The sequence below is a fragment of the Hoylesella shahii genome (assembly GCF_937990675.1).
Lineage (GTDB): Bacteria > Bacteroidota > Bacteroidia > Bacteroidales > Bacteroidaceae > Prevotella > Prevotella shahii.
In genome coordinates, this window is record NZ_CALKQY010000072.1 from 20,611 (window position 1) to 46,198 (window position 25,588).

Annotated in this window: 20 protein-coding genes; 14 read left to right on the top strand and 6 right to left on the bottom strand. The window is 43.2% G+C overall.

Going from position 1 to position 25,588, the window contains the following annotated elements:
• Nucleotides 1–71 precede the first annotated feature (71 nt).
• The 10 genes from QME03_RS10230 to metH all read left to right on the top strand — a co-directional run bounded on the left by QME03_RS10230 (nt 72) and on the right by metH (nt 12,273).
• The gene (locus tag QME03_RS10230) at nt 72–1,100 is read left to right on the top strand and encodes an FAD:protein FMN transferase (protein ID WP_273262328.1); all 1,029 of its coding nucleotides are present in this window, start codon (nt 72–74) and stop codon (nt 1,098–1,100) included.
• 62 nt (nt 1,101–1,162) lie between these two features.
• The gene (locus tag QME03_RS10235; RefSeq protein WP_110369919.1) at nt 1,163–1,843 is read left to right on the top strand and encodes a Crp/Fnr family transcriptional regulator; all 681 of its coding nucleotides are present in this window, start codon (nt 1,163–1,165) and stop codon (nt 1,841–1,843) included.
• 161 nt (nt 1,844–2,004) lie between these two features.
• Nucleotides 2,005–2,364 carry a ribosome silencing factor gene (rsfS, locus tag QME03_RS10240; RefSeq protein ID WP_025815196.1) on the top strand — a complete coding sequence of 120 codons (360 nt, stop codon included), beginning with the start codon at nt 2,005–2,007 and terminating at the stop codon, nt 2,362–2,364.
• A gap of 48 nt (nt 2,365–2,412) precedes the next feature.
• Nucleotides 2,413–4,416 (top strand): ATP-dependent zinc metalloprotease FtsH, encoded by a 2,004-nt coding sequence (gene ftsH / locus QME03_RS10245; RefSeq protein WP_025815197.1) that lies wholly within the window; start codon nt 2,413–2,415, stop codon nt 4,414–4,416.
• 181 nt (nt 4,417–4,597) lie between these two features.
• Nucleotides 4,598–5,461, top strand: coding sequence for a phosphatidate cytidylyltransferase (locus QME03_RS10250; RefSeq protein WP_025815198.1), 864 nt, complete (start codon nt 4,598–4,600; stop codon nt 5,459–5,461).
• Nucleotides 5,462–5,507: 46 nt separating this feature from the next.
• On the top strand, nt 5,508–6,848 hold the full coding sequence (gene mtaB, locus QME03_RS10255; RefSeq protein WP_110369918.1) for a tRNA (N(6)-L-threonylcarbamoyladenosine(37)-C(2))-methylthiotransferase MtaB: 1,341 nt from the start codon (nt 5,508–5,510) through the stop codon (nt 6,846–6,848).
• A 24-nt stretch (nt 6,849–6,872) separates the two neighbouring features.
• The gene (locus tag QME03_RS10260) at nt 6,873–7,898 is read left to right on the top strand and encodes a glycosyltransferase family 2 protein (protein ID WP_025815199.1); all 1,026 of its coding nucleotides are present in this window, start codon (nt 6,873–6,875) and stop codon (nt 7,896–7,898) included.
• A gap of 371 nt (nt 7,899–8,269) precedes the next feature.
• Nucleotides 8,270–8,776, top strand: coding sequence for a DMP19 family protein (locus QME03_RS10265; protein WP_110369917.1), 507 nt, complete (start codon nt 8,270–8,272; stop codon nt 8,774–8,776).
• A gap of 127 nt (nt 8,777–8,903) precedes the next feature.
• Nucleotides 8,904–9,383, top strand: coding sequence for an SsrA-binding protein SmpB (gene smpB, locus QME03_RS10270; RefSeq protein ID WP_273115115.1), 480 nt, complete (start codon nt 8,904–8,906; stop codon nt 9,381–9,383).
• 124 nt (nt 9,384–9,507) lie between these two features.
• Entirely contained in the window at nt 9,508–12,273 is a 2,766-nt protein-coding gene (gene metH / locus QME03_RS10275; RefSeq protein ID WP_281724297.1) for a methionine synthase, read from the top strand.
• Nucleotides 12,274–12,563: 290 nt separating this feature from the next.
• On the opposite strand, the gene QME03_RS10280 is transcribed toward metH, so the two are convergent.
• The 4 genes from QME03_RS10280 to QME03_RS10295 form a co-directional block, all read right to left on the bottom strand.
• On the bottom strand, nt 12,564–13,706 hold the full coding sequence (locus QME03_RS10280) for a DUF6057 family protein (RefSeq protein ID WP_281724298.1): 1,143 nt from the start codon (nt 13,704–13,706) through the stop codon (nt 12,564–12,566).
• Entirely contained in the window at nt 13,707–15,794 is a 2,088-nt protein-coding gene (locus QME03_RS10285) for an alpha amylase C-terminal domain-containing protein (protein WP_410521771.1), read from the bottom strand.
• A gap of 245 nt (nt 15,795–16,039) precedes the next feature.
• Nucleotides 16,040–16,489, bottom strand: a complete 450-nt coding sequence (locus tag QME03_RS10290; RefSeq protein ID WP_273146430.1) for a NanQ anomerase/TabA/YiaL family protein — start codon at nt 16,487–16,489, stop codon at nt 16,040–16,042.
• Between the two features lie 58 nt (nt 16,490–16,547).
• Nucleotides 16,548–17,669, bottom strand: coding sequence for an MORN repeat-containing protein (locus QME03_RS10295; protein ID WP_110369914.1), 1,122 nt, complete (start codon nt 17,667–17,669; stop codon nt 16,548–16,550).
• 435 nt (nt 17,670–18,104) lie between these two features.
• Between QME03_RS10295 and rfbA the strand changes: the two genes are divergently transcribed.
• The 3 genes from rfbA (at nt 18,105) to QME03_RS10310 (ending at nt 22,056) form a co-directional block, all read left to right on the top strand.
• Nucleotides 18,105–18,983 carry a glucose-1-phosphate thymidylyltransferase RfbA gene (gene rfbA, locus QME03_RS10300; protein ID WP_273116445.1) on the top strand — a complete coding sequence of 293 codons (879 nt, stop codon included), beginning with the start codon at nt 18,105–18,107 and terminating at the stop codon, nt 18,981–18,983.
• Nucleotides 18,984–19,057: 74 nt separating this feature from the next.
• A complete protein-coding gene (locus QME03_RS10305) occupies nt 19,058–21,562 on the top strand; it encodes a GumC family protein (protein ID WP_273116447.1) in 2,505 nt (834 codons plus the stop codon).
• A gap of 62 nt (nt 21,563–21,624) precedes the next feature.
• Nucleotides 21,625–22,056: a BT0820 family HAD-type phosphatase gene (locus QME03_RS10310; RefSeq protein ID WP_025815203.1), complete on the top strand. Its 432-nt coding sequence runs from the start codon at nt 21,625–21,627 to the stop codon at nt 22,054–22,056.
• A 641-nt stretch (nt 22,057–22,697) separates the two neighbouring features.
• On the opposite strand, the gene QME03_RS10315 is transcribed toward QME03_RS10310, so the two are convergent.
• Together QME03_RS10315 and QME03_RS10320 are read right to left on the bottom strand one after the other, a co-directional pair.
• Nucleotides 22,698–22,880 (bottom strand): hypothetical protein, encoded by a 183-nt coding sequence (locus tag QME03_RS10315; RefSeq protein WP_273262336.1) that lies wholly within the window; start codon nt 22,878–22,880, stop codon nt 22,698–22,700.
• 346 nt (nt 22,881–23,226) lie between these two features.
• Nucleotides 23,227–23,871 (bottom strand): HAD family hydrolase, encoded by a 645-nt coding sequence (locus QME03_RS10320; RefSeq protein WP_281724299.1) that lies wholly within the window; start codon nt 23,869–23,871, stop codon nt 23,227–23,229.
• A gap of 188 nt (nt 23,872–24,059) precedes the next feature.
• Here QME03_RS10320 and mltG point away from each other — a divergent pair, with 188 nt between their 5' ends.
• On the top strand, nt 24,060–25,109 hold the full coding sequence (mltG, locus tag QME03_RS10325) for an endolytic transglycosylase MltG (RefSeq protein WP_281724300.1): 1,050 nt from the start codon (nt 24,060–24,062) through the stop codon (nt 25,107–25,109).
• The last annotated feature ends 479 nt before the right edge of the window (nt 25,110–25,588 follow it).

Here is a 25,588-nt window from a genome sequence, read left to right on the forward strand (position 1 = left end):
CCAATATTATATAGGCTGCATAAAAAGAGTATGCCAGCAAAACTCAAGATAACAAGACTCTAAACAAACAAATGAACACTCCAAATAGAAAACGCCGCCTGCTTTGGCAGATTCCATTTCTGTTGCTGCTTATAATAGGCACTATCTACATCATCAAGCAACAACAAGATACACCCTATCAACACGATAGCGGAACAGTGTTTGGCACCACATACAGCATTATTTATCAAAGCAATGATAATTTGAATAAAGAAATTATGGCCGCACTTAACGAGGTAGACCAATCCATGTCTACTTTCAACAAAGGTTCGGTTATCTCTAAAATTAATCGTAACGAACAGGTGCAACCCGACAAGATGTTCGCAGACGTATTTCAATTGGCCGAAAAAATATCCAACGAAACCAATGGAGCGTTTGATGTAACCGTGGCTCCACTTGTCAACGCTTGGGGATTTGGCTTTAAAAGCGGTGTTCGCCCCACCCCACATGCCATCGACAGCATAAAGCAATTTATTGGTTATAAAAAAGTGTCTTACGTGGATGGGCGCATCAAAAAGAAAGACCCACGCCTGATGCTCGACTTCAGCGCAATCGCCAAAGGCTATGGTAGCGATGTTGTTGCAAGTTTGCTAAAACGCAAAGGAATAGAAAACTTTATGGTAGAAATTGGTGGAGAAATCGTTACACGTGGCATTAGCGAAAAACGACTGCCTTGGAAAGTGGGCGTAACCAAACCCTCTGACGATTCGTTAAACGTAAATCAAGAGTTACAAACCATCTTAAACGTTACAAATAAGGCCATGGCCACAAGTGGCAATTACCGCAAGTTCTATTATAAAAACGGTAAAAAATATGCTCACACCATCGACCCTATGACGGGGTATCCTGTACAACACAATATCCTTTCATCTACCGTACTGGCTAGTAACTGCGCCGAAGCCGATGCATACGCCACTGCCTTTATGGTGCTAGGACTGGAAAAGGCACAAAAAGTGTTAGACCAACATCCCGAACTAATGGCCTATTTCATTTATTCGGATAAAGATGGCAAAAATGCAGTGTGGTTCTCTTCATCGCTAAAAGATAAGATACAAAAATAAGTGTAGCCTTTGTAGCTGCTACAGTAGGCATTACATAAACCAAAAACACCGTATAAGCACAGATGCAACACATGCCTCTTTATGCCAAGCTGATAGAGTTGCCCATGTTTCAAGGCATGAGCACAGACGACCTTGTTGCTGTACTGGGGCAAACAAGGTTTGACTTTGCACAAAAAAAAGCCGAAGAAACAATTGCAAAAGCAGGAAACGAATGTACACACCTTTGTTTTTTACTTAACGGAAAAATGCAAGTTGCATCGCAAGCCGATGACAATAGCTACACATTTATCGAAGAAATTGATGCTCCATATATTCTTCAGCCCGAAAATCTCTTTGGTATATCGCCCCGTTACACCCGCACCTTCATCGCTCAGTCAACATGTAGCCTACTGCTTCTAAGCAAAAGCGAGGTGTTAAGGCTAACCGACGACTTTATAATTTTTAAGTTTAACCTGCTTAACACCATCTCAACACAAGCCCAAAAAGCAGCTAGACAGCCTTGGAGACACTGCCGTTCGCCTCTACTACATCGCATTGCACGCTTCTTCATAGTTCATTGTCTGCACCCAGCAGGCAAAAAGCTAGTGCATATCAAGATGGAAAAACTTGCAAACGAGATGAACGACAGCCGCCTTAATGTATCAAGGGCACTCAACCATATGCAGAGTCAAGGTCTTATAGAATTAAAACGAGGACGAATTGCCATTCCCATGCTTGAGAAATTAGTAACCGAATGGGGATAACCCCCACTCAGCAACATCATTCGCATGCCAATTAACTTCAATAAATGCAACTCTTGCTGCAACTTTACATCCTATTTTGGCGTAAATATGCAGCAAATCGCGCACAAATCGAATAAATTATCTTAACTTTGTAGCTTCAAAGAAATTACATCAACATCAGAATGACAAGAACAAACAATTTGGTAGATACCATTATTAAAGGAATACAAGAGAAAAAAGGCAGCAAAATCGTTGTAGCCGACTTAAAAGGAATTGAGGGAGCAATAACCAATTATTTCGTTATATGCCAAGGAAACTCGCCCACACAGGTTGAAGCTATTGCCGAATCTATTGGCGATACAGTGCGCAAAGAACTTAAAGACAAGCCTACCAGCGCAGTAGGGCTAGGTCTAAACCAATGGGTGGCCATTGATTTTGTAGACGTTATTGTGCATGTTTTCTTGCCCGAGACACGTGCATTCTACGATATTGAACATCTTTGGGCCGACGCAAAACTCACCCACCTCACTGACATAGATTAAAATTGGCACAACGTTTGATAGAATGTTCGTGTCACCAACAATTGAATTATGAGTAATAAACAACCGCACAACAATAAACAGCCCAAGATGCCCCGCTTTAATATGAACTGGATTTATGGGCTGATAATCATTGCGCTGGGGCTTCTCTTCTTCACAGGAGGAGGCAACATGATGGCAGGAAGCGTAAAACAAGAGGCCACATACACCAAGTTTCAGGAGTATGTGAATAAAGGTTACGCCAATAATGTGGTGGTAAACACCGAACAAAAAACGCTTAAAATGTTTGTCAAACCCGAAAACACACGCGATGTTTTTGGTAAAGACCCGAAACAATTGGGCGAAAAACCATATGTTAGCGTGCAAATTGGCTCGATAGACGAACTTGAGAAATACCTCACCGATGCCCAAAAAGCAGCTAAGATAAAAGACTTTGCCTTCGATAACGATAAGGGCGGACACTTCACCGACATCCTTATTCAAATCGTTCCATTCGTTTTGCTCATCGCCATTTGGATTTTCATCATGAGAAGAATGGGCAGTGGCGGAGCTGGTGGTGGTTCGGGCGTTTTCAATGTTGGCAAAAGCAAAGCCAAAATGTACGAAAAGGGAAACGAAATTGGCATCACATTTAAAGACGTTGCAGGACAAGAAGGAGCTAAACAAGAGGTGCAAGAGATTGTGGAATTTCTTAAAAGTCCACAAAAATATACCGACCTAGGTGGTAAAATTCCCAAGGGAGCGCTGCTTGTTGGCCCTCCGGGAACTGGTAAAACTCTTTTGGCCAAAGCCGTTGCTGGCGAAGCTGGCGTTCCTTTCTTCTCTATGAGTGGCTCAGACTTTGTTGAAATGTTCGTAGGTGTGGGTGCTAGCCGCGTTCGCGACCTTTTCCATCAAGCCAAAGAAAAGTCGCCATGCATCATCTTCATCGATGAAATTGATGCCGTGGGACGTGCGAGAAGCAAAAATCCCTCGATGGGCGGAAACGATGAACGAGAGAACACCCTTAACGCGCTACTCACTGAAATGGACGGATTTGGCACAAACAGTGGTGTTATCATCCTAGCTGCCACCAACCGAGCCGACATGCTAGACAGCGCACTACTAAGAGCAGGGCGTTTTGACAGACAAATAAACGTAGACCTGCCCGACCTGCCCGAACGTAAAGAGATTTTCCAAGTTCACCTTCGCCCTGTTAAGGTGGACGAGACCGTAGACATCGACTTCCTGTCTCGCCAAACTCCAGGCTTCTCGGGCGCTGATATAGCCAACGTTTGTAACGAGGCTGCACTGATAGCTGCACGACACAATAGCAGTGCTGTAGGAAAACAAGACTTCCTTGACGCAGTTGACCGTATCATCGGTGGTTTAGAGAAGAAAACAAAGATAATGACTGCTGCCGAGAAGCGAACCATCGCCCTACACGAGGCTGGACATGCCACCGTGTCTTGGTTCTGTGAGCATGCCGACCCATTGGTTAAAGTGTCTATTGTGCCTCGCGGACGTGCTTTAGGTGCAGCATGGTATCTACCCGAAGAGCGACAAATCACCACTAAAGAGCAAATGCTCGATGAAATGTGTGCACTGATGGGCGGACGAGCTGCAGAAGAACTCTTCACCGGACATATCTCAACAGGAGCAATGAACGACTTGGAGCGAGCCACAAAAAGTGCCTATGGCATGGTGGCCTACGCTGGTATGAGCGACAAAATACCCAACATCAGCTTCTACAACAACCAAGAATACCAGTTCCAAAAACCTTATTCGGAAACTACAGCGAAGATTATCGACGACGAAGTGATGAAGATGGTTAACGAACAATACAACCGCGCTAAACAGATATTACAAGAAAATAGCGAAGGACATAAAAAACTGGCCGACCTACTAATATCGCGCGAGGTGATATTCGCCGAAGATGTGGAAGAAATTTTCGGCAAACGTCCTTGGGTTAGTCGTTCCGAAGAAATTATGGAAGACAACACACCTAAGTTGGAAGACATGCCCGACGAGGTGAAAGCGGCCGAAGAAGAACACCGCAGGTCGCAAGGACTTTAACAAATAATTTGCTTGTCGCCATTCGTTTGCCCTTTTAACAGGGCTAGCGAATGGCGGTGCGCTGTTATCATCGCCCACTTTGCCACACACACGCAATATTTTGCCCATATGGCATAACTGGTGAACATACCTAGCGCAGCAGCAAGCCCACCATTACATAACTGCGAAAAAAGAAAAGACAATGACTCCCAAGATTAAGAATTTAATAACGCGCACTATCACAGGCGTTCTTTTCGTAGCCATCATGGTTACTTGCTTCTTACGTCCCTTAGCTATGGTGTTTGTTTTCGCACTCATCACGTCGCTAACCCTTTGGGAATATGCAGGTCTAGTTAACGAAAACAAAGGCACCAGCGTTAATCGCTTTATTTCGACCGTGGCTGGAACCTACTTTTTCTTGGCTGTAGCTGGAGTAAATAGTGGTTTTATTGGCACCAATGCCGTTTTTGTGCCTTACCTTCTCACCATTGTTTATCTCTTTATCAGTGAACTTTACACCAAAGCAAACGACCCAATAAATAACTGGGCCTACACGATGTTTGGGCAGATGTACATTGCTTTGCCCCTATCTATGATAAATGTACTGGCCTTTAGGCAAGCAGGCAACGAGACCTATTTTTATTACCTGCTCCCTCTTAGTGTGTTTATCTTCCTTTGGACCAACGACACAGGCGCCTATTGTTCGGGGTCGCTCTTTGGCAAACATAAACTTTTCCCACGTATTTCGCCCGCAAAAAGCTGGGAAGGAAGTATCGGCGGGGGTATCCTTGTGCTGCTTGTTGCAGCCTTAATCGGTTATCTTGAAACCCAATCAGATGCACCAATCAACCTTTCTATCCCACAATGGTTGGGTTTAGGACTTGTTGTAGTGGTGTTTGGCACATGGGGCGACCTGGTTGAGTCGCTCTTCAAGCGCACAATAGGAATTAAAGACAGCGGCAACATCCTGCCTGGCCATGGCGGAATGCTCGACCGTTTCGATTCTTCACTCATGGCCATACCCGCTTCTGTGGTATATCTTTATTCATTAACACTAGTTCAATAATATTGTAGAGAAAGCTCTTCGGGGAGCATTCTCTCACTTATATAATATGATAGACAGTTCTGCTTTTCAAGGAAAAACGGCTGCTTACTACACCTTAGGTTGCAAATTAAACTTCTCGGAGACCTCTACCTTTGGTCAAATGCTCCAAGACATGGGCGTTAGAACGGCCAATGAGGGTGAGCCCGCCGACATTTGTCTGATTAATACATGCTCGGTTACAGAAGTGGCCGACCACAAATGCCGGCAAATTATTCACCGCATGGTGCGCCAAAATCCTGGTGCCTTTGTGGTTGTAACAGGATGCTACGCCCAACTTGAGTCTGAAAAGGTTAGCGCTATTGAAGGTGTTGACCTCGTTTTAGGTAGCAACGAAAAAGCCAACCTTATTCAATATCTCAATGATGCATGGGCCGACGGTCAACGCGGAGATACTTTGCACCGCCATTTCTCGGTAAAAACCAAAGATATTAAGACCTTTGCACCAAGCTGTAGTCGCGGTAATAGAACCCGCTATTTCCTTAAAGTGCAAGATGGTTGCGACTACTTCTGCACCTATTGCACCATCCCCTTTGCCCGTGGTTTTTCGCGTAATCCCTCTATTGCGTCGCTAATTAAGCAGGCACAAGATGCTGCCAACGAGGGTGGAAAAGAGATTGTGCTCACTGGTGTGAATGTGGGAGAGTTTAAAGGCGAGGGCGATGAGCGATTTATTCATCTGGTTAAAGCACTCGATGAAGTTGAAGGCATACAACGTTTTCGCATCAGCAGCATTGAACCCAACCTTCTTACCGACGAGCTTATCGACTATTGTGCGTCTAGCAGAGCTTTCATGCCCCACTTCCACATACCCTTGCAGAGTGGAAGCGATGAGGTTTTAAAACTAATGCATCGCCGATACGACACCGCATTGTTTGCCCATAAGGTGCAACGCATCAAGGAACGCATACCCAATGCCTTTATCGGTGTAGACGTAATGGTGGGATCGCGCGGCGAAGAAGAGGCCTATTTCGACGAATGTTATAACTTCTTGAAATCATTAGATATTAGTCAACTTCATGTCTTTCCTTACAGCGAACGCCCTGGAACGGCTGCCCTTCGCATTCCCCATGTGGTTAGCGATGCCGAGAAACGTCGTCGAAGCAAGCTACTTTTGGAGCTATCTGACGAAAAGTTGGAAGCTTTCTACGCCTCCCAGATAGGCACACAAAGCGAAGTTCTCTTCGAAAAATCGGCCAAAGGTAGAGCTATGCATGGCTTCACCCCCAACTATGTGCGTGTAGAATTGCCCGCATCACTAGCCAAAGAAGAGTTTGACAATCAGGTGTTGCCCGTTAAACTTACCCAATTTAACCACAACAAGACGGCCGTTAAGGTAGAATTAATATAATACATTCAACATAAGAAGAGACTCATGGACAAGATTGCAATCGTTATTCTCAACTGGAACGGGCAAAAAATGTTAGCTCAATATCTGCCATCCGTTATGCGACACTCGAATAATGATGCCGTGGTTTACGTTGCCGACAATGCCTCGACAGATAATTCGCTTGACTATCTTGCCCAACATTTCCCACATTGCCGCACCATTGTGCTAGAAAAGAACTGGGGTTTTGCCGAGGGGTACAACAAAGCTTTGGCCCAAGTTGAAGCCGAATATTATGTGTTGCTCAATTCAGACGTTGAAGTAACTCATCAATGGTTAACCCCATTGATAGAAGAAATGGATGCTCACCCCTCAACAGCAGCCTGTCAACCCAAACTTTTAGCCATGCACGATAAGGAATCCTTTGAATATGCAGGTGCCTCGGGCGGCTTTATCGACTGCTTGGGATACCCCTATTGTCGAGGAAGAATATTCGACCACGTGGAGAAAGACAACGGACAATATAATTACCGACAAGAGATACACTGGGCAACAGGTGCTTGCCTAGTGGTAAGAGCCAAAGACTACTGGGCCGCAGGAGGTCTTGACGCAAGATTTTTTGCTCATAACGAGGAGATAGACCTTTGTTGGCGTCTTAGGCTTATGGGCAAAAAAATATACTGCATACCCGAAAGTGCAGTGTTTCATGTGGGTGGTGGCACGTTGCCAAAGGTAAATCCCATGAAAACTTATCTTAATTTTCGCAACAATCTCACCATGCTTTATAAGAACCTTGCCTCTTCACAGATGCGTAAGGTTATGACATGGCGTTTGGTTCTTGATTATGTGGCCGCCTTGCAAACGCTTATTCTAAACAGGAACTGGGGAGACTTCAAAGCCATTCTTAAGGCGCGCCACGACTTTAATGCTTGGAAACACAGCTTTGACGCAACTCGTGGAGAGATTCAAAACACAAAAACGATTAACACCGATAATCCCAATAGCCACTTTTCGATATTATGGCAATACTATGTCAAGGGTAAACGCACCTTCGATATGCTACCGCAGAATTAGTCTATGGGTGTTATGCACAATCAATAAAACACACCTTTCAGTGAAACATACGCATAAACAGCCTCACCTACTCAATGCTCTCCACATTGTTCATAGCCATATAATAAGCAAGAAGAAAATAAACACCTTGCTTAATATTATTCTTCACAAAGCAACAATCAAAGAAAAATCGCCACTTTGTTAAATCTAGCCATTTAACAAGTTAATAACATCAGAAACACAAGCCTTTGTTATACAACAGAAGCCATAAAACTAGCGCATAAATTCATGATTTAAAAGCAGCAACACACACATTCTCACCTCATAATGCAGGCATTCGGTGGTTTTGTTGTAACTTTGTAGGCTAATAATATAAATTATAATAAAGAACTATGCCCAACAAAGTAACAGTTAGCGACGCCACTTTAAGACAAGCAGCAGAAGAAGGAATGGACGCCTTTGTAGACACCTTTGTGAATGCCATCAATGCCTCGGTGGGCGGAAAACTTACTGCCGAAACGATGGCGCAGCTTAATGCTAGCCAAATAACACTTTTGGCCTATCGCATTTTGCGCGATGAGGTGATGGATGGAGGCTTCATACAGCTGATACATAACGGCTATGGTGGGTTTATTTTTCTCAACCCCTTTGCTAAAATGGTTAAACAATGGGGTATCATAGAATTGGGAAGGCTCATCAGTAAGGTGCATCCCAACTTTAAAAAATATCGCGAAGAGATTGAGAAAGATTGCACCGACGAGGAGTTTATGTCACTTTTCGAGCGCTTCCCAGTGTTTGACGACTTCGACGATAGTTTCGTTGAACACGAAGAAGAATGGACTGCAGCCATCGCCGAATACATAGACGGGCATATAGAAGAGTTTGCTGAGATTGGGTAAAGACTGCCATGAGAGGCTACTCTCGTTGCACTTGATGGCACAACCTTTGCAAAAAGCTTAAAACAAACGGCTAATGCGTGGGCTATAACCCAATAAACAAGCCACATGATGAAAGAAAGGACAAACAATGGCCAAAGAAACAGATTCGATAAGAAAGAAAAGTGCCGTGCAAATAAGAAACAAGAAGGCTTCGTTTGAATACTTCTTTGTTGAAACTTTTATGGCCGGCATCGTTCTAACAGGAACAGAAATAAAGTCTATCCGCCTGGGAAAAGCCTCGCTGGTAGACAGTTTTTGCTATATCAACAATGGCGAACTGTGGGTTAAGGGAATGAATATTTCACCCTATTTCTACGGTTCGTTCTCAAACCACGAAGCTAAACGCGATCGCAAATTGCTTCTCACAAAACGTGAGATACGCAAACTTCAAGAGGCTACCAAGCAGGTGGGATTCACCATTGTACCCACATTGGTATTCATCGACCCACACGGACGTGCAAAAGTTGATATCGCTTTGGTTCGAGGTAAGAAAGAATACGACAAGCGACAAACACTGAAAGAAAAGGAAGATCGCCGACAAATGGACAGGGCGATAAAGAGATATTAGACAGATAAGGTCTGAACACGGCACTTTGTCGCACAAGATAAAATAATAACGGCTGTTTGGTACAGCCAACACAGAATGAGTGAAACACGCCAACTGGCGCAAATGGTTAGGAAAGGTCAGCACAATGAAAATTCAGGATATAATAAAACAGCGCATCATGATTCTAGATGGTGCGCTGGGTACAATGATTCAAGACTACAATCTGGAGGAAAAAGATTTCAGAAATGTTGAATTGGCAGCACACGAGGGTCAACTAAAAGGCAACAACGACTTGCTGAATATCACCCGTCCCGACCTTATTCTCGACATTCATCGCAAGTATCTAGCTGCTGGTGCCGACTTTATTGAGACCAACACCTTTTCTTCTCAATATATATCGCAAGCCGATTACCAACTTGAACACCTATCGCGGCCCATGGCTTTACAAGGTGCAAAACTGGCCAGACAAGCTGCCGACGAGTTTAGCACCAACGAATGGCCACGCTTTGTGTGCGGTTCGGTTGGACCTACTAACAAAACCTGCTCGATGAGTCCCGACGTGAGCGATGCCGCTGCACGTGATATAACCTACGACCAACTGTTTGATGCGTACAGCGAACAGGTGGGAGCACTCATCGAAGGAGGCGTTGACGCCATCTTGATAGAAACAATCTTCGACACGCTTAACGCCAAAGCAGCCATTGATGCCTCTGTGAGCGAAATGCAAAAACAAGGTCTGGACCTGCCAATCATGCTCAGTATGACTGTGAGCGACCTAGCTGGACGAACGCTTAGCGGACAAACAATTGAGGGCTTTTTGGCTAGTATTAGCTCTTACCCCATCTTCTCGGTGGGCCTTAACTGTTCGTTTGGTGCCGACCAGATGAAACCATTCCTCAAAGAACTGGCTAATAAAGCCCCCTATTACATATCGGCCTACCCCAATGCAGGACTTCCCAACACGATGGGACAATACGATGAGACGGCAGAAAGCATGTCGCCACAGATAGCCGAATTTATAGACGAGGGCTTAGTGAACATCATTGGCGGATGTTGTGGCACCGACGATAAGTTTATAGCTAACTATGCGGCCCTTGCCAAAGGCAAAAAACCACATGTTGTTATAAACAAACCCACCACCCTCTGGCTCTCTGGATTGGAAATGCTAAACGTCACACCCGAGGTTAACTTTGTTAATGTAGGCGAACGATGCAATGTGGCTGGTAGTAAAAAGTTTCTTCGACTTATCAAGGAAGGGCAATACGATGAAGCCATAAGCATTGCGCGCAAGCAAGTTACCGATGGTGCGCTGGTGTTAGACATCAATATGGACGATGGGCTGCTTGATGCAGAAAAGGAAATGACAACCTTTCTCAACATGATTGCAGCCGAACCCGAAATAGCACGCGTGCCCATCATGATCGACTCTTCTAAATGGGAGGTAATCATGGCAGGACTTAAATGTGTGCAAGGCAAATGTATCGTTAACTCTATCTCGCTGAAAGAGGGCGAAGAGCAGTTTATAGAACATGCAAGGGCTTTAAAACGTTTTGGTGCTGCATGCGTTGTGATGTGTTTTGACGAGAAAGGACAGGCCACTACCTTTGAAAGAAGAATTGAAATTGCCGAACGTGCTTACCACATCCTTACGCAAAAGGTGGGCATGAATCCCCTTGACATCATTTTCGACCCTAACATCCTGGCCATCGCCACAGGCATTGAGGAACACGACAACTATGCCCAGGAATTTATTCGTTCGATTGCATGGATACGCAACAACCTTCCCGGCACTCATATCAGTGGCGGAGTGAGCAATCTTTCGTTCTCGTTTAGAGGCAACAACTATATTCGAGAGGCCATGCATGCCGTGTTCTTATACCATGCCATCAAAGAAGGCATGGACTTTGGTATTGTTAATCCTGCGTCGAAAATTACTTATAGCGACATACCTGTCGATGAATTGGAAATTATCGAAGACGTTATTCTCAACCTGAAACCTAATGCAGCCGAAGCTTTAATTGACTTGGCTAATAAGAAAAAGGAAGAGGAAGAACAAAGAAAGGCTGGACTAGCTGGCGGAGATACGAGCACGCTGAAAAAAGAAGAGGAAGAATGGAGAAACCTAGAACTAACAGAAAGACTGAAATATGCCTTACGTAAGGGCATTGGCGACCATCTAGACGAAGACTTGCACTTGGCTTTAGAGGTTTATCCCCATGCTGTAGACATCATCGAAGGACCGCTAATGGCTGGCATGAACGAGGTGGGCGAACTATTTGGAGCTGGTAAGATGTTTCTTCCTCAGGTGGTAAAAACGGCTCGAACAATGAAACAAGCCGTGGCCATATTGCAACCTTACATCGAGAAAGAGAAAAAAGTGGGAGCAACAAAAGCTGGTAAGGTTATCCTTGCCACTGTGAAAGGCGATGTACACGATATTGGTAAGAACATCGTGGCCGTGGTTATGGCCTGCAACAACTACGAGGTAATAGATTTAGGCGTGATGGTTCCAGCCGATCAAATTATCAAAAAAGCCATTGAAGAAAAGGCAGACATCATCGGACTAAGTGGGCTTATCACACCTTCGCTTGAAGAAATGATTAACGTGGCACAAGAGATGGAGAAGGCAGGATTGAACATTCCTATCATGATTGGTGGTGCAACCACTAGTCAACTACACGTAGCCTTAAAGATAGCACCCGTTTATGGTGGTCCGGTTGTTTGGATGAAAGACGCAAGTCAAAACTCATTAGCTGCAGCAAGACTATTAAACAAAAGCGAAGAACAGACTTACGTAAACGAGTTGAACGATAAATACGAAAGTCTTAGATCTGGTTATCAAGACAAACAACACAAACTGCTGTCGATTGAGGACGCTCGTAAGAACCGACTGAATTTGTTCGACGATTAAGTTTGCAAAACATTACATCCCATTATAGGGCTATGAGCTTTACCATGACTTTTTTAAATGAACAGTAAAGAATTGAAACAGTTCTCAATAGTACATTAGAGCCTGAACAAAAGTTGTTTAATAGTCTTCAAATTGTCTGCCTTATTCTTGTAGGTGTGGCGCGCTACTCTAAAAGAATAAGACAGAAAAGATGTTAGTATGCTAACATATCATACATCTACAATCTAAAGCTAACTGCACTCAATGCAGCAAATAGAAAGGCAGCTGAAGTAAAAAAGCAATGCCCCACCCTATTTGCCGTAAGTGTAATAAAACCAATAAGTGTTGCCATAAACACTACGAAGAACATTAAAACGTTCGGTAAAGTTTTTGTATTTACCTTCCAAATCCTGAAAATCTTGATAATCTGTCTCCATCAAATTATCTGAATAATATGCTACAGGATTAGAACGTTGGTGCATATAGAGCGTTAATGCCTCGCGATAATGCCTAGGAAGTTCATTGTTATTGGGATAATAGAGAAACACTCTTGCTGCAAATTTATCTAACTGTCTGTCTAACAAGTAACCACACAGCATATAATCGTAAGCCGGTTTGGTGAGTTTATGTTCCTCGGCCCACTTCTCTAGCGCCCCCTGTGTGATATATTCGTCGTGTGGAGTGACTATAACAAATAGCGAATCGAGTGTTTTCGCATTGAGCGAAAGCCATTTCACGGTCTTATCGTTGGGCATCATTGCCTGTGAAGTACCCACCAATGAATAGTCAAAAAGATGTTCGCCCAGTACTCCCTCGCTGGCTAAGGCCAGTGCACGCAATGAAGTGAGTGCAGAATCGGTTTCCAAATCACGTTTCCCCACCTCCAAAGCCTTCTCATATTGTCTGTTTTTAATTAGCGCTTCCATCACAAGGCGTCGATGAAGTATACCCTTCACAGCTCCACCATAAGCAGTGACAAACATCAACAAGACCATAAACCACATAGACAAGTAAGGGTAATCAGACATGTTCTCTTCTTCGTGAGTGGTTTGTTGGCGCTTAATGCAGAACAACAATAGGCAAAGAGCCACCACTACAAGTGCTACCGACACACACAGCCCTGGTAAAAATGCTGAGAAGGGAGCAACGCCAGTAAAGGCAGATAGCAACATAAGCAAAAGGAACGAGGGGACATAAGAGGCCACAAGCAACCTTTTCGACCTTCCCAAAAGCACAAACACGCCTAATTGAAGCAGTACAAGCGAACCAGTAATGAGCAAACCAACCACCCAACGATTAAGGTAGAGTGGCACTCCCCCAGTGAGACGATGCACCCTCAACGCCAATTCTTGCGCCAGATAAAAGCAAGTATAAGCGATGCTGTAGAGAAAAAAGAGAATGGAGCACAATGCCCTAAAGAGCAGCGCCCCATTCTTTTGTAGTGAAATATCCATTTAGTTTTTTCTTAATACGACTGCCGAACGAGCCGGTATGTATAGCTTGAGCCACTCTTTGCGGTCGGCTACATACAGCGGATCGTAATTGGTAAAGTGTGTTACCTCATCATCGGCCAGATTATTACCACCAAACTCGCTGGCATCTGTATTCAACACCACATTATATGCTCCCGTTGGAACAAGGAAACCATAGTCTGTGTACGAGGTTGTAGGACTGAAATTAAACACAAAAATCAAGTCGCCACGCATAAAAGCCAGAACCTGGTCGCCATCATTATGCCAGATTTCTTGCACAGGTGTTTTGATAAAGTCTTTTTGACTTTTAATTACCTTGAGCATTTGCTTATCAAAATCGCCTAAATAGTGGTAGTCTAGTTCTTTATTGTCTACCAAGTTCCATTGGCGACGCGCATATTTATAACTCCACCCGTTGCCTTCGCGAGGAAAATCTATCCACTCTGGATGCCCAAACTCATTACCCATGAAGTTGAGATACCCACCATTGATGGCCGCAGCAGTAACAAGTCTTATCATCTTATGCAATGCAATGCCACGATGAGCCACATCGTTCTCGTCTCCTTTTTTGAAATGCCAATACATATCAGCATCTATTAAACGAAACACAATGGTTTTATCGCCCACTAAAGCCTGGTCGTGACTTTCGCAATACGAGATTGTACGTTCATCAGAACGGCGATTTTTTACTTCCCAAAAGATAGAACTAGGCTTCCAATTCTCGTCAGATAATTCTTTAATGGTCTTAATCCAGAAATCAGGAATATTCATTGCCATACGGTAATCAAATCCATAACCGCCGTCGTCGATGCGTGCAGCCAATCCAGGCATACCGCTAACTTCCTCGGCAATGGTGATAGCCTTGGGATTTACTTCGTGAATTAGCTTGTTGGCCAACGTGAGATAACAAATGGCGTTATCGTCTTGATGTCCGTTAAAATAGTCGCCGTAGTTGGTAAATGCTTCACCTAAGCCATGGCTATAATAAAGCATCGAAGTGACACCATCAAAACGGAATCCATCAAAATGGAACTCTTCTAACCAATATTTGCAGTTAGAAAGGAGAAAATGTATCACTTCGTCTTTGCCATAATCAAAGCAAAGCGAATCCCAAGCAGGGTGTTCGTGACGCTCTCCTGGGTAGAAGAATTGATTGGGGTCGCCAGCTAGATTACCCAACCCTTCCACTTCATTTTTCACGGCATGCGAATGAACGATGTCCATGATAACAGCCACACCATGCTTATGTGCCTCGTCAATAAGCGATTTCAAATCTTCGGGCGTACCAAAGCGCGACGAAGCAGCGAAAAAAGAACTTACATGATAGCCAAAACTTCCATAATAAGGATGTTCTTGTATAGCCATTATCTGTATGCAATTATATCCATCTTCGATGATACGCGGCAAAACAAGTTCTTTAAATTCGGTGTAAGTACCCACTTTTTCGGCATCCTGCCCCATACCAATATGGCATTCGTAAATGAGCAATGGCGAAGTATTAGGTTTAAACTTCTTTTTCGACCACGCATAAGTTTTTTCGGGTTGCCACACTTGAGCCGAAAAGATATGGGTTTGTTCGTCTTGCACCACACGGCGAGCCCATGCAGGGATACGTTCACCGCTTCCACCATTCCAATGCACATGCATTTTATAGAGTTGGCCATGGGCTATAGCCTTCTCAGAAAGGCGTAATTCCCAGTTACCAGTACCTTCAATACGTTTTGCACGATAGCGTTCGGTCTCTTGCCAATCATTAAAATCGCCAACAAGATAGATGTCTGTGGCATTGGGAGCCCATTCTCTAAACACCCAACCTTTTGACAATTTATGCAAACCATAATACTCGTGCCCATTGGCAAAGTCGGAAAGCGACTTGCGCCCATTGCTTGTTAGTTGTTTCATTTTCCACAAGTAATGGTTATGTCTACCTCTTATAGCATCCTCGTATGGTTCGAGGTAGACATCGTTTTTAACCAGCCCCATGCGAGCAGGAGCATTTTGTGGAGGCATTGCCGTTTTTTTAGAAGGCTTTTTCGCTTTCTTTGTGGGGTTAGCGTCTTTTGCTGACATAGTTAATACAATTAATATTTACGATTGCCGAGGTGGAAACAGGCTGTTGTTTAGGGGTTATCCGATGAACGCTCGGTTGCCAGTACGGCCTCATGTTGATGGTTAAACCTTTGTTCCTTTTATATTAGCTTGGCTCTTATCTCCCTTCTAGGTTATCTACAGCTATATTGTTCATCGCTATGCATCGACAAAATCGCACTAAAATGTTTTAGTGCAATGTTGCAAAGAGGTGAGAAAGAAGGCCTTTACATGTTACGTACTTTGAATATTGCCTTTTTAAATGTTGTGTATTGTGATATGCAAGGTGCGTGAGCATCTTGAGGAAAGAATATCAAAAAACCGCCTACAGGGCATGTTATGTAATGTTGCACTTGACCATTATGGTAGAACGATAAGTCTTTTTCTACAGAATAGTCTGCCGAAGGTAGTGATGCGAGTGATGCCAAGCCAAACGTTTCAGGTTGCTGAAGCGGTATTTGGATATCAATCATCTGCTGATGGCTTTCTAATACAGCCTCAGTTTTACTTTTTCCGTTTGCCATTTCAATTTTCAGCAACACGTCTTCACCTTTTATATTATAGCTACCAGGTGCAAGTTGTTCGAGTTTATTATCCCGAATAAACGCCTCCACCAAAGGGAAAAACGGGTTCAGTGCCACGTATTTTCCAAAATTCTCTAACAAGTCTAACACCATATCCTTTTCTCCTTATTTATAATTGCAGCTTATTTATTCAGGGAACAATCGTTTGGTTTTAGTCGTTAAAGCGCTTACCATTTTCGTAATGACCTTTGGCTTTCACTTGTCCGTTTCTATCTTTTTCAACAAAACGTCCATCGCGAATGCCATTGACATAGGTTCCTTCGAATCTATTTCCTGCTTTATCTTCCTCAATGGCTTTACCATGTCGTTTCCCGTCTTTGTACGAGCCTTTAAAACGCGCACCGTCGGCATAATGTATAATCACCTCTCCTTCAACCCGTCCGTTAGCAAAATTGCCTTCAAACACATCGCCGTTTTTCTTTGTTAGCTTTCCATGTCCATTCTGTCGGTCCTTCTTCCAGTCGCCAACATAAGCGTCACCGTTATTCCATACAAACGTACCCTTACCGTCTTTGTCTCCTTCTTGGAAGTGTCCAGTATAGCGATCGCCATTTGCGTATTTAAAAATGCCTTGTCCAGTGCGGTCGCCTTGTACGTAATCGCCCTCGTAAACATCACCATTTTGGAATTTATAGATACCCTTCCCGTTTTGGATATCATCGGTCCAGTTACCCACATATACATCTCCATCGGCATAACGGTTAGTACCTTTGCCCGAGCGTTGATTGTCTACCCACATGCCATTGTAGTTAGAGCCGTCGCCCCAATCAAAAAATCCCTGTCCCGACTTTTTGTCATCGTTCCAGTTACCATCATAATAAGCCCCTGTAGAGAACGTGTATCTACCTTTTCCCTGACGTTTATCATACGCCCAATTGCCTTGATACTTATCACCGTTATAATAATTCATCGTTCCCTGTCCATGCTGATGGCCTCGAAACCACAGACCAACGTATTTGTTGTTATTGGCATAATAGCAGGTTCCGTTACCATGTTGCTGATCTTGAAACCACTGCCCTTCATACCTTTTACCATCTGTAAAGGTTCGAACACCATACCCTTGGCGTTTACCTTTTACATATTCGCCTTCGTAAGTTTCACCATTGCTATACAGCGTGTTGCCCTTTCCATGTGGTTTTCCGCCAGCCATTTCGCCCTTATAAAGCCCTCCGTCTGCTGTCTCACACGAGCCAACGGTAATTTTCTGAGCAGAAACGCTCAGCGGAAAGAGGAATATTATCAGTTTAAGTATGTTATTTTTCACTGTTCTCATTTTATTGATTGTTGGAAATTCAAAATTAAGTATTTTAATTCGAACAGCAAAACGGTTTAGTAAAAATTAAGAGTAAAAATACACTCAACAATAAAGAAAATGCATGAAAAACAAGATTAGTGGACTATTGAAAAGTATAACCATCATCTTTGACCACATAATATTCGCAACAAAAACATCAAGAAAAAGATTACTTTCATTTTTTATTATTATCTTTGCAACATATATTAATAGGTGTGGAGTATAAAAAAGTGTACTCCTCTATGGCAGAAGCAGAGCAAAAGGATTATTCTTTAATGCGTGTTATCACCGTTTAGGCCATGTTCATCAATATCTAACAAGTTGCAGATGGCCGTCCGCAATACGTTGATCCCACACATTCAATTAGGCATAGGAAGTTATTATCGTCCCAAAAACGTTAAACAATTTAAGCATATGAAAGGAATTGTACTTGCAGGAGGTTCAGGTACCAGACTCTACCCCATCACAAAGGGGGTGAGTAAACAATTGATACCCATATTTGACAAACCCATGATTTACTATCCAATATCTGTTTTGATGCTTGCTGGTATCAAGGAGATATTGATTATCTCAACGCCACACGACCTTCCAGGCTTCGAACGCCTATTGGGAGATGGAAAGGACTTGGGCGTAAGGTTTGAATATGCCGAGCAACCCAGTCCCGACGGATTGGCGCAAGCGTTTATCATTGGCGAAAAATTTATCGGCAACGACACTGTTTGTCTTGTTCTGGGCGACAACATCTTTTATGGGGCTGGTTTCACGGGCATGCTTAGAGAGAGCGTTGAAGCAGCAAACAAAGGCAAAGCAACTGTGTTCGGTTATTATGTTAACGACCCCGAACGCTATGGTGTGGCCGAATTTGATGATAAAGGCAACTGCCTTAGTATTGAAGAAAAACCACAAAAACCAAAGAGCAACTATGCTGTTGTTGGATTATATTTCTATCCCAACAATGTTGTTGAGGTGGCCAAGAACATCAAACCCAGTGCAAGGGGCGAATTAGAGATAACAACTGTAAACCAAGAGTTTCTTTCAAGACAGTCGCTTAAGGTGCAAACGTTACAAAGAGGATTTGCTTGGCTCGACACTGGCACACACGACAGCCTAAGCGAAGCAAGTACCTTTATCGAAGTGATTGAAAAAAGACAAGGACAAAAGATTGCTTGCCTAGAAGAGATTGCATTGGATAACAAATGGATTAACAAGGAACAAGTAATTGCCTTGGCACAACCTATGATAAAAAACGAATACGGACAATACCTCTTGAGAATTGCCGAGATTTCGAAATAAGGGTTTTACCACATCAGAAAAATATAAAAATAACATAACCATAAGAGAGATAGGTATAAGAAAAATCAGATTGTATGGAAGAGAATATCAAAAACAACCAATTGGAAAGCGAGCAAGAGCCTGCGGGAAGGTCGCTTCTCAATTTTCAAACCATTTACATGACGCTCATCCTGAATTGGAGATGGTTTGCCTTGTCGTTAATTATTTGCCTTGGGTTGGCTAGCATCTACTTGCGATATACCACCCCTATATATCAGGCATACGCAAAACTGCTTATTAAGGAAGAGAACAACACCAGGGGAAGAAACAGTTTGCAATACAACTCTAACTTGGGCGTAGTGTCTAACTCTACGGGTATCGACAACGAAATGGAAATTTTAAAGTCGAGTTCTATCGCTATTCAGGCTGTTAAAGACCTTAAACTCTACACCACTTATATGAGTGTGGGAAAGGTTACCGACAGACTAATGTACAAAACACAGCCCATTTCTGTTGATATCGACCCCGTTCATCTCGACATGCTTAACAATTCTATCTCGCTTACCATCACTCGCGAGGGCAAGAATTACCATGTGGAGGGTACATATTACTCAACCAATGCCGAGGCTCCTGGTAAGGCATATGCCATAGACAAAACATTTACAGCCCTGCCTGCTGCACTTGGTACACAAACGGGTGTTCTTACATTTATGCCCAACTCTTCAACTCCTATGAAGGATGGCGAAAAAATGTCGGTGCGTATTAGTCCACCTAAGAACGTTGCTACTGGCTATGCTGCTGGACTTAGCATCGCGCAATCGTCTAAAAGCACGTCTATTGCCGTGCTCACCATCAACGACCAAAGTACAGAACGTGCCATTGACTACCTTAAACAATTGGCTATCTGCTATAACAGACAAGCTAACGAAGATAAAAACGAGGTTGCTGTAAGAACTGAAGAGTTTATTAATGGCAGATTGGAAAAAATTAACACCGAACTGGGAAGCACTGAAAGCCAATTAGAAAGCTATAAAAAGGCTAACAAGATGGTGGAACTGCAAATGAGTGCTAACCAAGCGCTCTCTAATAGCGACCAGTACGACCAAAAACTCGCTGAAGCTAACACGCAGATTGCTCTGCTTAACAGCATCAACGACTATATGAACCAACCTGCTAACAAATACGAGACGCTGCCCTCTAACATTGGAATCACCGACCAATCGGCCGTATCGCTCATCAACAAGTACAACGAAATTGTACTTGAACGTAACCGCTTGTTGAGAAGTGCATCGGAAAACAGCCCCACTGTTACGCCACTTACATCGCAACTCGACGACCTATCAAGCAGCATTCGCCGAGCTATGGCTCAGGCTATGCGTAGCATGGACATTCAAAGAAATGCTGTGGCTTCGCAATATGGTAAATACAACACCATGATACAACAAACTCCCGAGCAAGAAAAAACGATGAAACAAATCGGACGTCAGCTCGAAGTAAAAGCAGGTTTGTACCTGATGTTACTACAAAAGCGTGAAGAAAACTCTATTTCCTTGGCTGCTACTGCCGACAAGGGTAAGCTTATCGACGACCCTGCTGTGGTTGGAAAGGTTGCTCCTCGCACAGCTAACATCTATACAGCCGCAACAGCCATCGCTTTGGCAATACCCAGCCTTGTGCTATTCCTCATTGCTTTCTTCAGATATAAAATTGAAGGACACGAAGATGTGGCTCGCCTCACCCGTCTGCCCATTATCGCCGACGTGGCTGTTGCAAGCGAAACGGCTAAGACAAAAGCCGACATCGTGGTTCACGAGAACAAGAACAACCAGATGGAAGAAATATTCCGCTCGATGCGTACCAACGTTCAGTTTATGCTGAAAGAAGGTGAGAAGGTGGTTTCGTTCACCTCTACCATCTCGGGTGAAGGTAAAACGTTCATCGCTGCCAACCTTGCAGTATCGTTCGCTTTGCTTGGCAAGAAGGTTATCTTGGTTGGTTTGGACATTCGTAAGCCTCGCCTGGCCGAGCTGTTCGAGATAGACGACCATCGTCATGGTATCACTAACCTGCTAACCAAGTCGACAATTACTGCTGCCGACATACAAGCGCAAACGCTTCCTTCGGGTGTTAACAACAATCTTGAATTGCTCATGGCTGGTCCGATACCTCCCAACCCAGCCGAGTTGCTTACAAGAAGTTCGCTTGACGACATCATCGAACAGTTGAAACTCACTTACGACTACATCATTATCGACACTGCACCTGTGGGCCTTGTTACCGATACGCTGCAAGTGGGTAGAGTTTCTAACCTCACGATATATGTATGCCGTGCCGACTACACGCCAAAAGACAGCTTCGAATTGATTAACACCTTGAACGCAGAAAAGAAATTGCCTAACATCTGTGTTGTTGTTAACGGCATCGACTTGTCGAAGAAGAAGTATGGCTATTATTATGGCTACGGAAAGTATGGCAAATACGCTAAATATGGATACTATGGACGTTATAGTAAATATGGCCGCTACAACAATTACGGCAACTATGGTAACTATAGCAACAGCCATTACAGCAACGAAAACGACACATCAGTTAAACATTAAACAAAAAAACAACGCGGGTTTCATCGGCATCAGTCTGGTGAAACCCGCTAAATATCTAACACATGACAATAGCAGTAGATTTCGACGGCACCATTGTAGAACATCGTTATCCAGAAATTGGCGAGGAAGTTCCCTTCGCTACCGAAACGCTCAAGATGCTTATTAAAGACAGACACAAACTTATCTTATGGAGCGTAAGGGAAGGCGAATTGCTTGATGAAGCCGTAGAATGGTGCAAACAACGTGGAGTGGAGTTCTATGCCGTAAATCGTGATTATCCCGAAGAAGAAAAAGAAAACAATAACCACTTCTCAAGAAAACTTAAAGCAGACCTCTTTATAGACGACAGAAATGTTGGTGGACTGCCCGACTGGGGTGAAATCTATCGCATGGTAACAGACAACGTTACATATAAGCAGATAGTAAGAAACGCTATTAAAGCCCAAAGCAACCCCGAAAGCTATAAAAAGAAAAAACCTTGGTGGCAATTCTAAGTGGTGAAAGCCATTCGCTGCCCCAAGCTGTAGATTATTTCTAATCAACAAACAAAGCAACAATACAACGTAAGCCATGCCTTTTCGATCAACGAAATTGGCATGGCTTTATTGTTTTAAATAGTTTTGTGATAGGTATTTTCTCAACCCATTCCTATTTACAGCCTAATCGCTCATTAGTCTTAAATCCAAATCATTCGTTAGAGCAGCTTGAATTTTGTGTATTGAATAAAAAAATTGCATATCTTATCCTTGAAAGCGTGGTGCACTAGACCAAGAAAAATAAAACAAACAAGAGGCCGACTAGCAAACCAAAGACGAACTGGAAGCCATAAAAACAATATAAAACATGCGATAAACGATATAACGACCTGCGTGGGTTAAACTTTAATAAGACATTGAAAACAACAATCATAAAGTATCTAAGTAAGATAAAGCTAAGTTTATAGCAAACAGTAAGCCATAGAGTTGTTTGTGTCAACATGTTATCCCTCTTCTTCTATTTGTTAACAAAAGTAATAATACTTTACAAAACACACTCTTCATTCCCACCTATTCTAGCGAAAACAAGTGCTATAAAGCATATATTTTGCCCTTATTTTTCACCGCTTGCGCTTTATTTTACAACACTTTTGCGCGCATTACATGCATTTTGCACCATTTAGCCCTTCTATTTGCTCGTTACCCCACAATTTTTCACCGTCACAAAAACCGTTTTTTGTTGGTAAAAATCCCCTTTTTAAGCAATTTTCGACCTTAAAACTTCGCATTTTTTCAACATTTTCGGGGTGATAAGCTTCTCCGTTATCTGCAATAAGCAGCATTTAGACTTGCGTTTTGTAGGAGTTAGCACTGCGTTTTGCATGAGTTAGCATTGCGTTTTGTAGGAGATAGCACTGCGTTTTGCATGAGTTAGCAAAGCGTTTTGCTGCATTTAGCGCGCATTTTGCTGCAAATAGCCCAATATTTTACCTGAAACACGGTATATTTCATCGAAAACACAGCTTTATTACATTCATCAAGCCAACTTGATTTATATCGATTCAAACCTCAGCGAGAATCGTTTATTTGCGAGCGAGTGAGGAGTTGGCCAGAAAAAAGCCACTCATAATGTTAAAATTTATGCTAAATATTTTACATTTCGCATGTAACCAAACTCTTCCACGAGAATTAAAACAAAAGTTCATCGGGGGAACTGATAAACGTGCTTGCACCCGAACGCAATAAAAACTCCTTATCACGAAATCCCCAAAGCACACTTATACAGGGCATGTGGCAATTTTTGGCCGTTGCAATATCTACGTCACTATCGCCTATATACACAGCCCCTTCATTGGTTACACCAAGCTGTGCAAGAGCTTCTAATACGGTATCGGGTGCAGGTTTCTTATTGATACCCTCTCGTCCGCCTATCGCCACCTCCACATACTCACCGAAAAAGTGCTGACATAACTCTTGCGTGGCCTTATAAAACTTATTGCTCACCACTGCAATGTTTTTCTTTCTTCGCTTCAATTCGGCCAACATTGGCATCACTCCCGCATATGGTGCAGTGTTATCTAGTCCGTGTTCTAGGTAGTGTTGCCTAAAACATTGGTAAACATCTTCAAACTGGGGGTTGTCTAAACCATTGGGTATGGCTCGTTCCATCAGTTTTTTTACTCCATTACCCACAAACATACACACCTCGTCAATAGTGCGTCGGGGCATACCATACTGTTGCAAAGCGTAATTACAGCTCGTAGCTAGGTCGGTTAAGGTGTCTAACAACGTGCCGTCTAAGTCAAATATATAGGTGGAATATTCCTTCATCATATCTTTATCTCTTAATATTATTATCCTAAAAAAGCATAGCCCTTAAGATGCATGAATAGATAGTTAACCGTTGCTATTACGCAACAAGCATGTGTAATAAGGTGGTGCAAAGATATAAAAATATGCTTAGCTCGCCACAGATGTTGTTTAAAATCATTACCTTTGCAGTGAAATAAATACGAACAACAATGAAACACAACTGTGCAAAGAGATATCTCATCCCTGCGGGCATCTGTTTGCTCGTTATTATGGGCATATTCTATTATTATTTTTTCTCGGCCATGCTGCCATCTGGCAGCAGCACGCAATACGTATACATTGATAACGACGACAATATCGACTCGGTGTATGCTAAATTGCAACCTCTTAGCGAGGCGCAAGCCCTTAATGGCTTTCGCACACTTACCCGTCACAGTTCGTATGGCGAACACATTAAATCTGGGCGCTATGCCATAAAACCCGGGCAAGGAGCATTCACGGTGTTTAGACACATGAAGAACGGCATGCAAGAACCTGTAAATCTCACCATTCCCAGCGTAAGAACGCTGGATAGACTATCTGTAGAGGTGAGCAAACGTTTGCTAATGGACAGCACTCAACTGCTACAGGCCCTACGCGACCCTAAAGTTTGTGCCCGATATGGATACGACACGGCTACCATCCAATGCTTGTTCATCCCCAACACCTATGATGTATATTGGAATATATCAGTGGACAAACTGCTTGACCGCATGCAGAAAGAAAGCAAAAACTTTTGGAATGTGGACCGCACCGTTAGAGCCAACGAACTAAAATTATCGCCAGTGCAAGTGATTACGCTTGCTAGCATCGTTGACGAAGAGACGGCTAACAACGCCGAAAAACCCATGGTGGCAGGCATGTACTACAACAGATTGATGTTGAGAAATGCCGAATATCCTAAAGGTATGCCACTTCAAGCCGACCCTACCATTAAATATGCGTGGCAACAATTTGCACTCAAGCGCATATACAACAAACTGTTGAACATTGACAGCCCATACAACACGTACCGCAACAATGGCTTACCTCCTGGTCCGATACGCATCCCTTCGGTTGAAGGCATAGAAGCTGTGCTTAATCTCAAAAAGCACGATTACCTATATATGTGTGCCAAAGAAGACTTTAGTGGCACACACAACTTCGCCAGAACTTACGCAGAACACTTAGCCAACGCTGCTAAGTACACCAAAGCACTGAACGAAAGAGGTATTAAATAAAACACATAGGGGGCATTGGTAACTACACCAATGCCCCTATCGTAATTGCCCTTACAAAGCTGATATAATGCAACAAGAAAGATGCATTACAGACGCGTAAATCAACCTACATGAACACCTATATAATATGGTGAGAAAACGCACAACGCCTATTTTTAAAACACCCAAATGGCGCCATAAACCCACCCGTTAATACGCCCCAAACCTCAGAAACAAAGCTGTAAAGCTACGCGAAATAAGAAATTATTCGATATTATTTACTCATGCAATACCAATTAAAATGCGTTAATAGAGCAAAATGAACGTTGCTTTCATGCCGTTCTTTTTCAGATAAACCATAAAAACAAACAAGAGAAATAACACTTAGCTCTGTAAGTAACTATAAAACAAATGCGCCACACTTCACAGTGCAGCGCATCTAATCTCAATAGGTATTAGCTTTTTTAAGGCAAAAAGATTGTATTCAGGATAACGAGTGC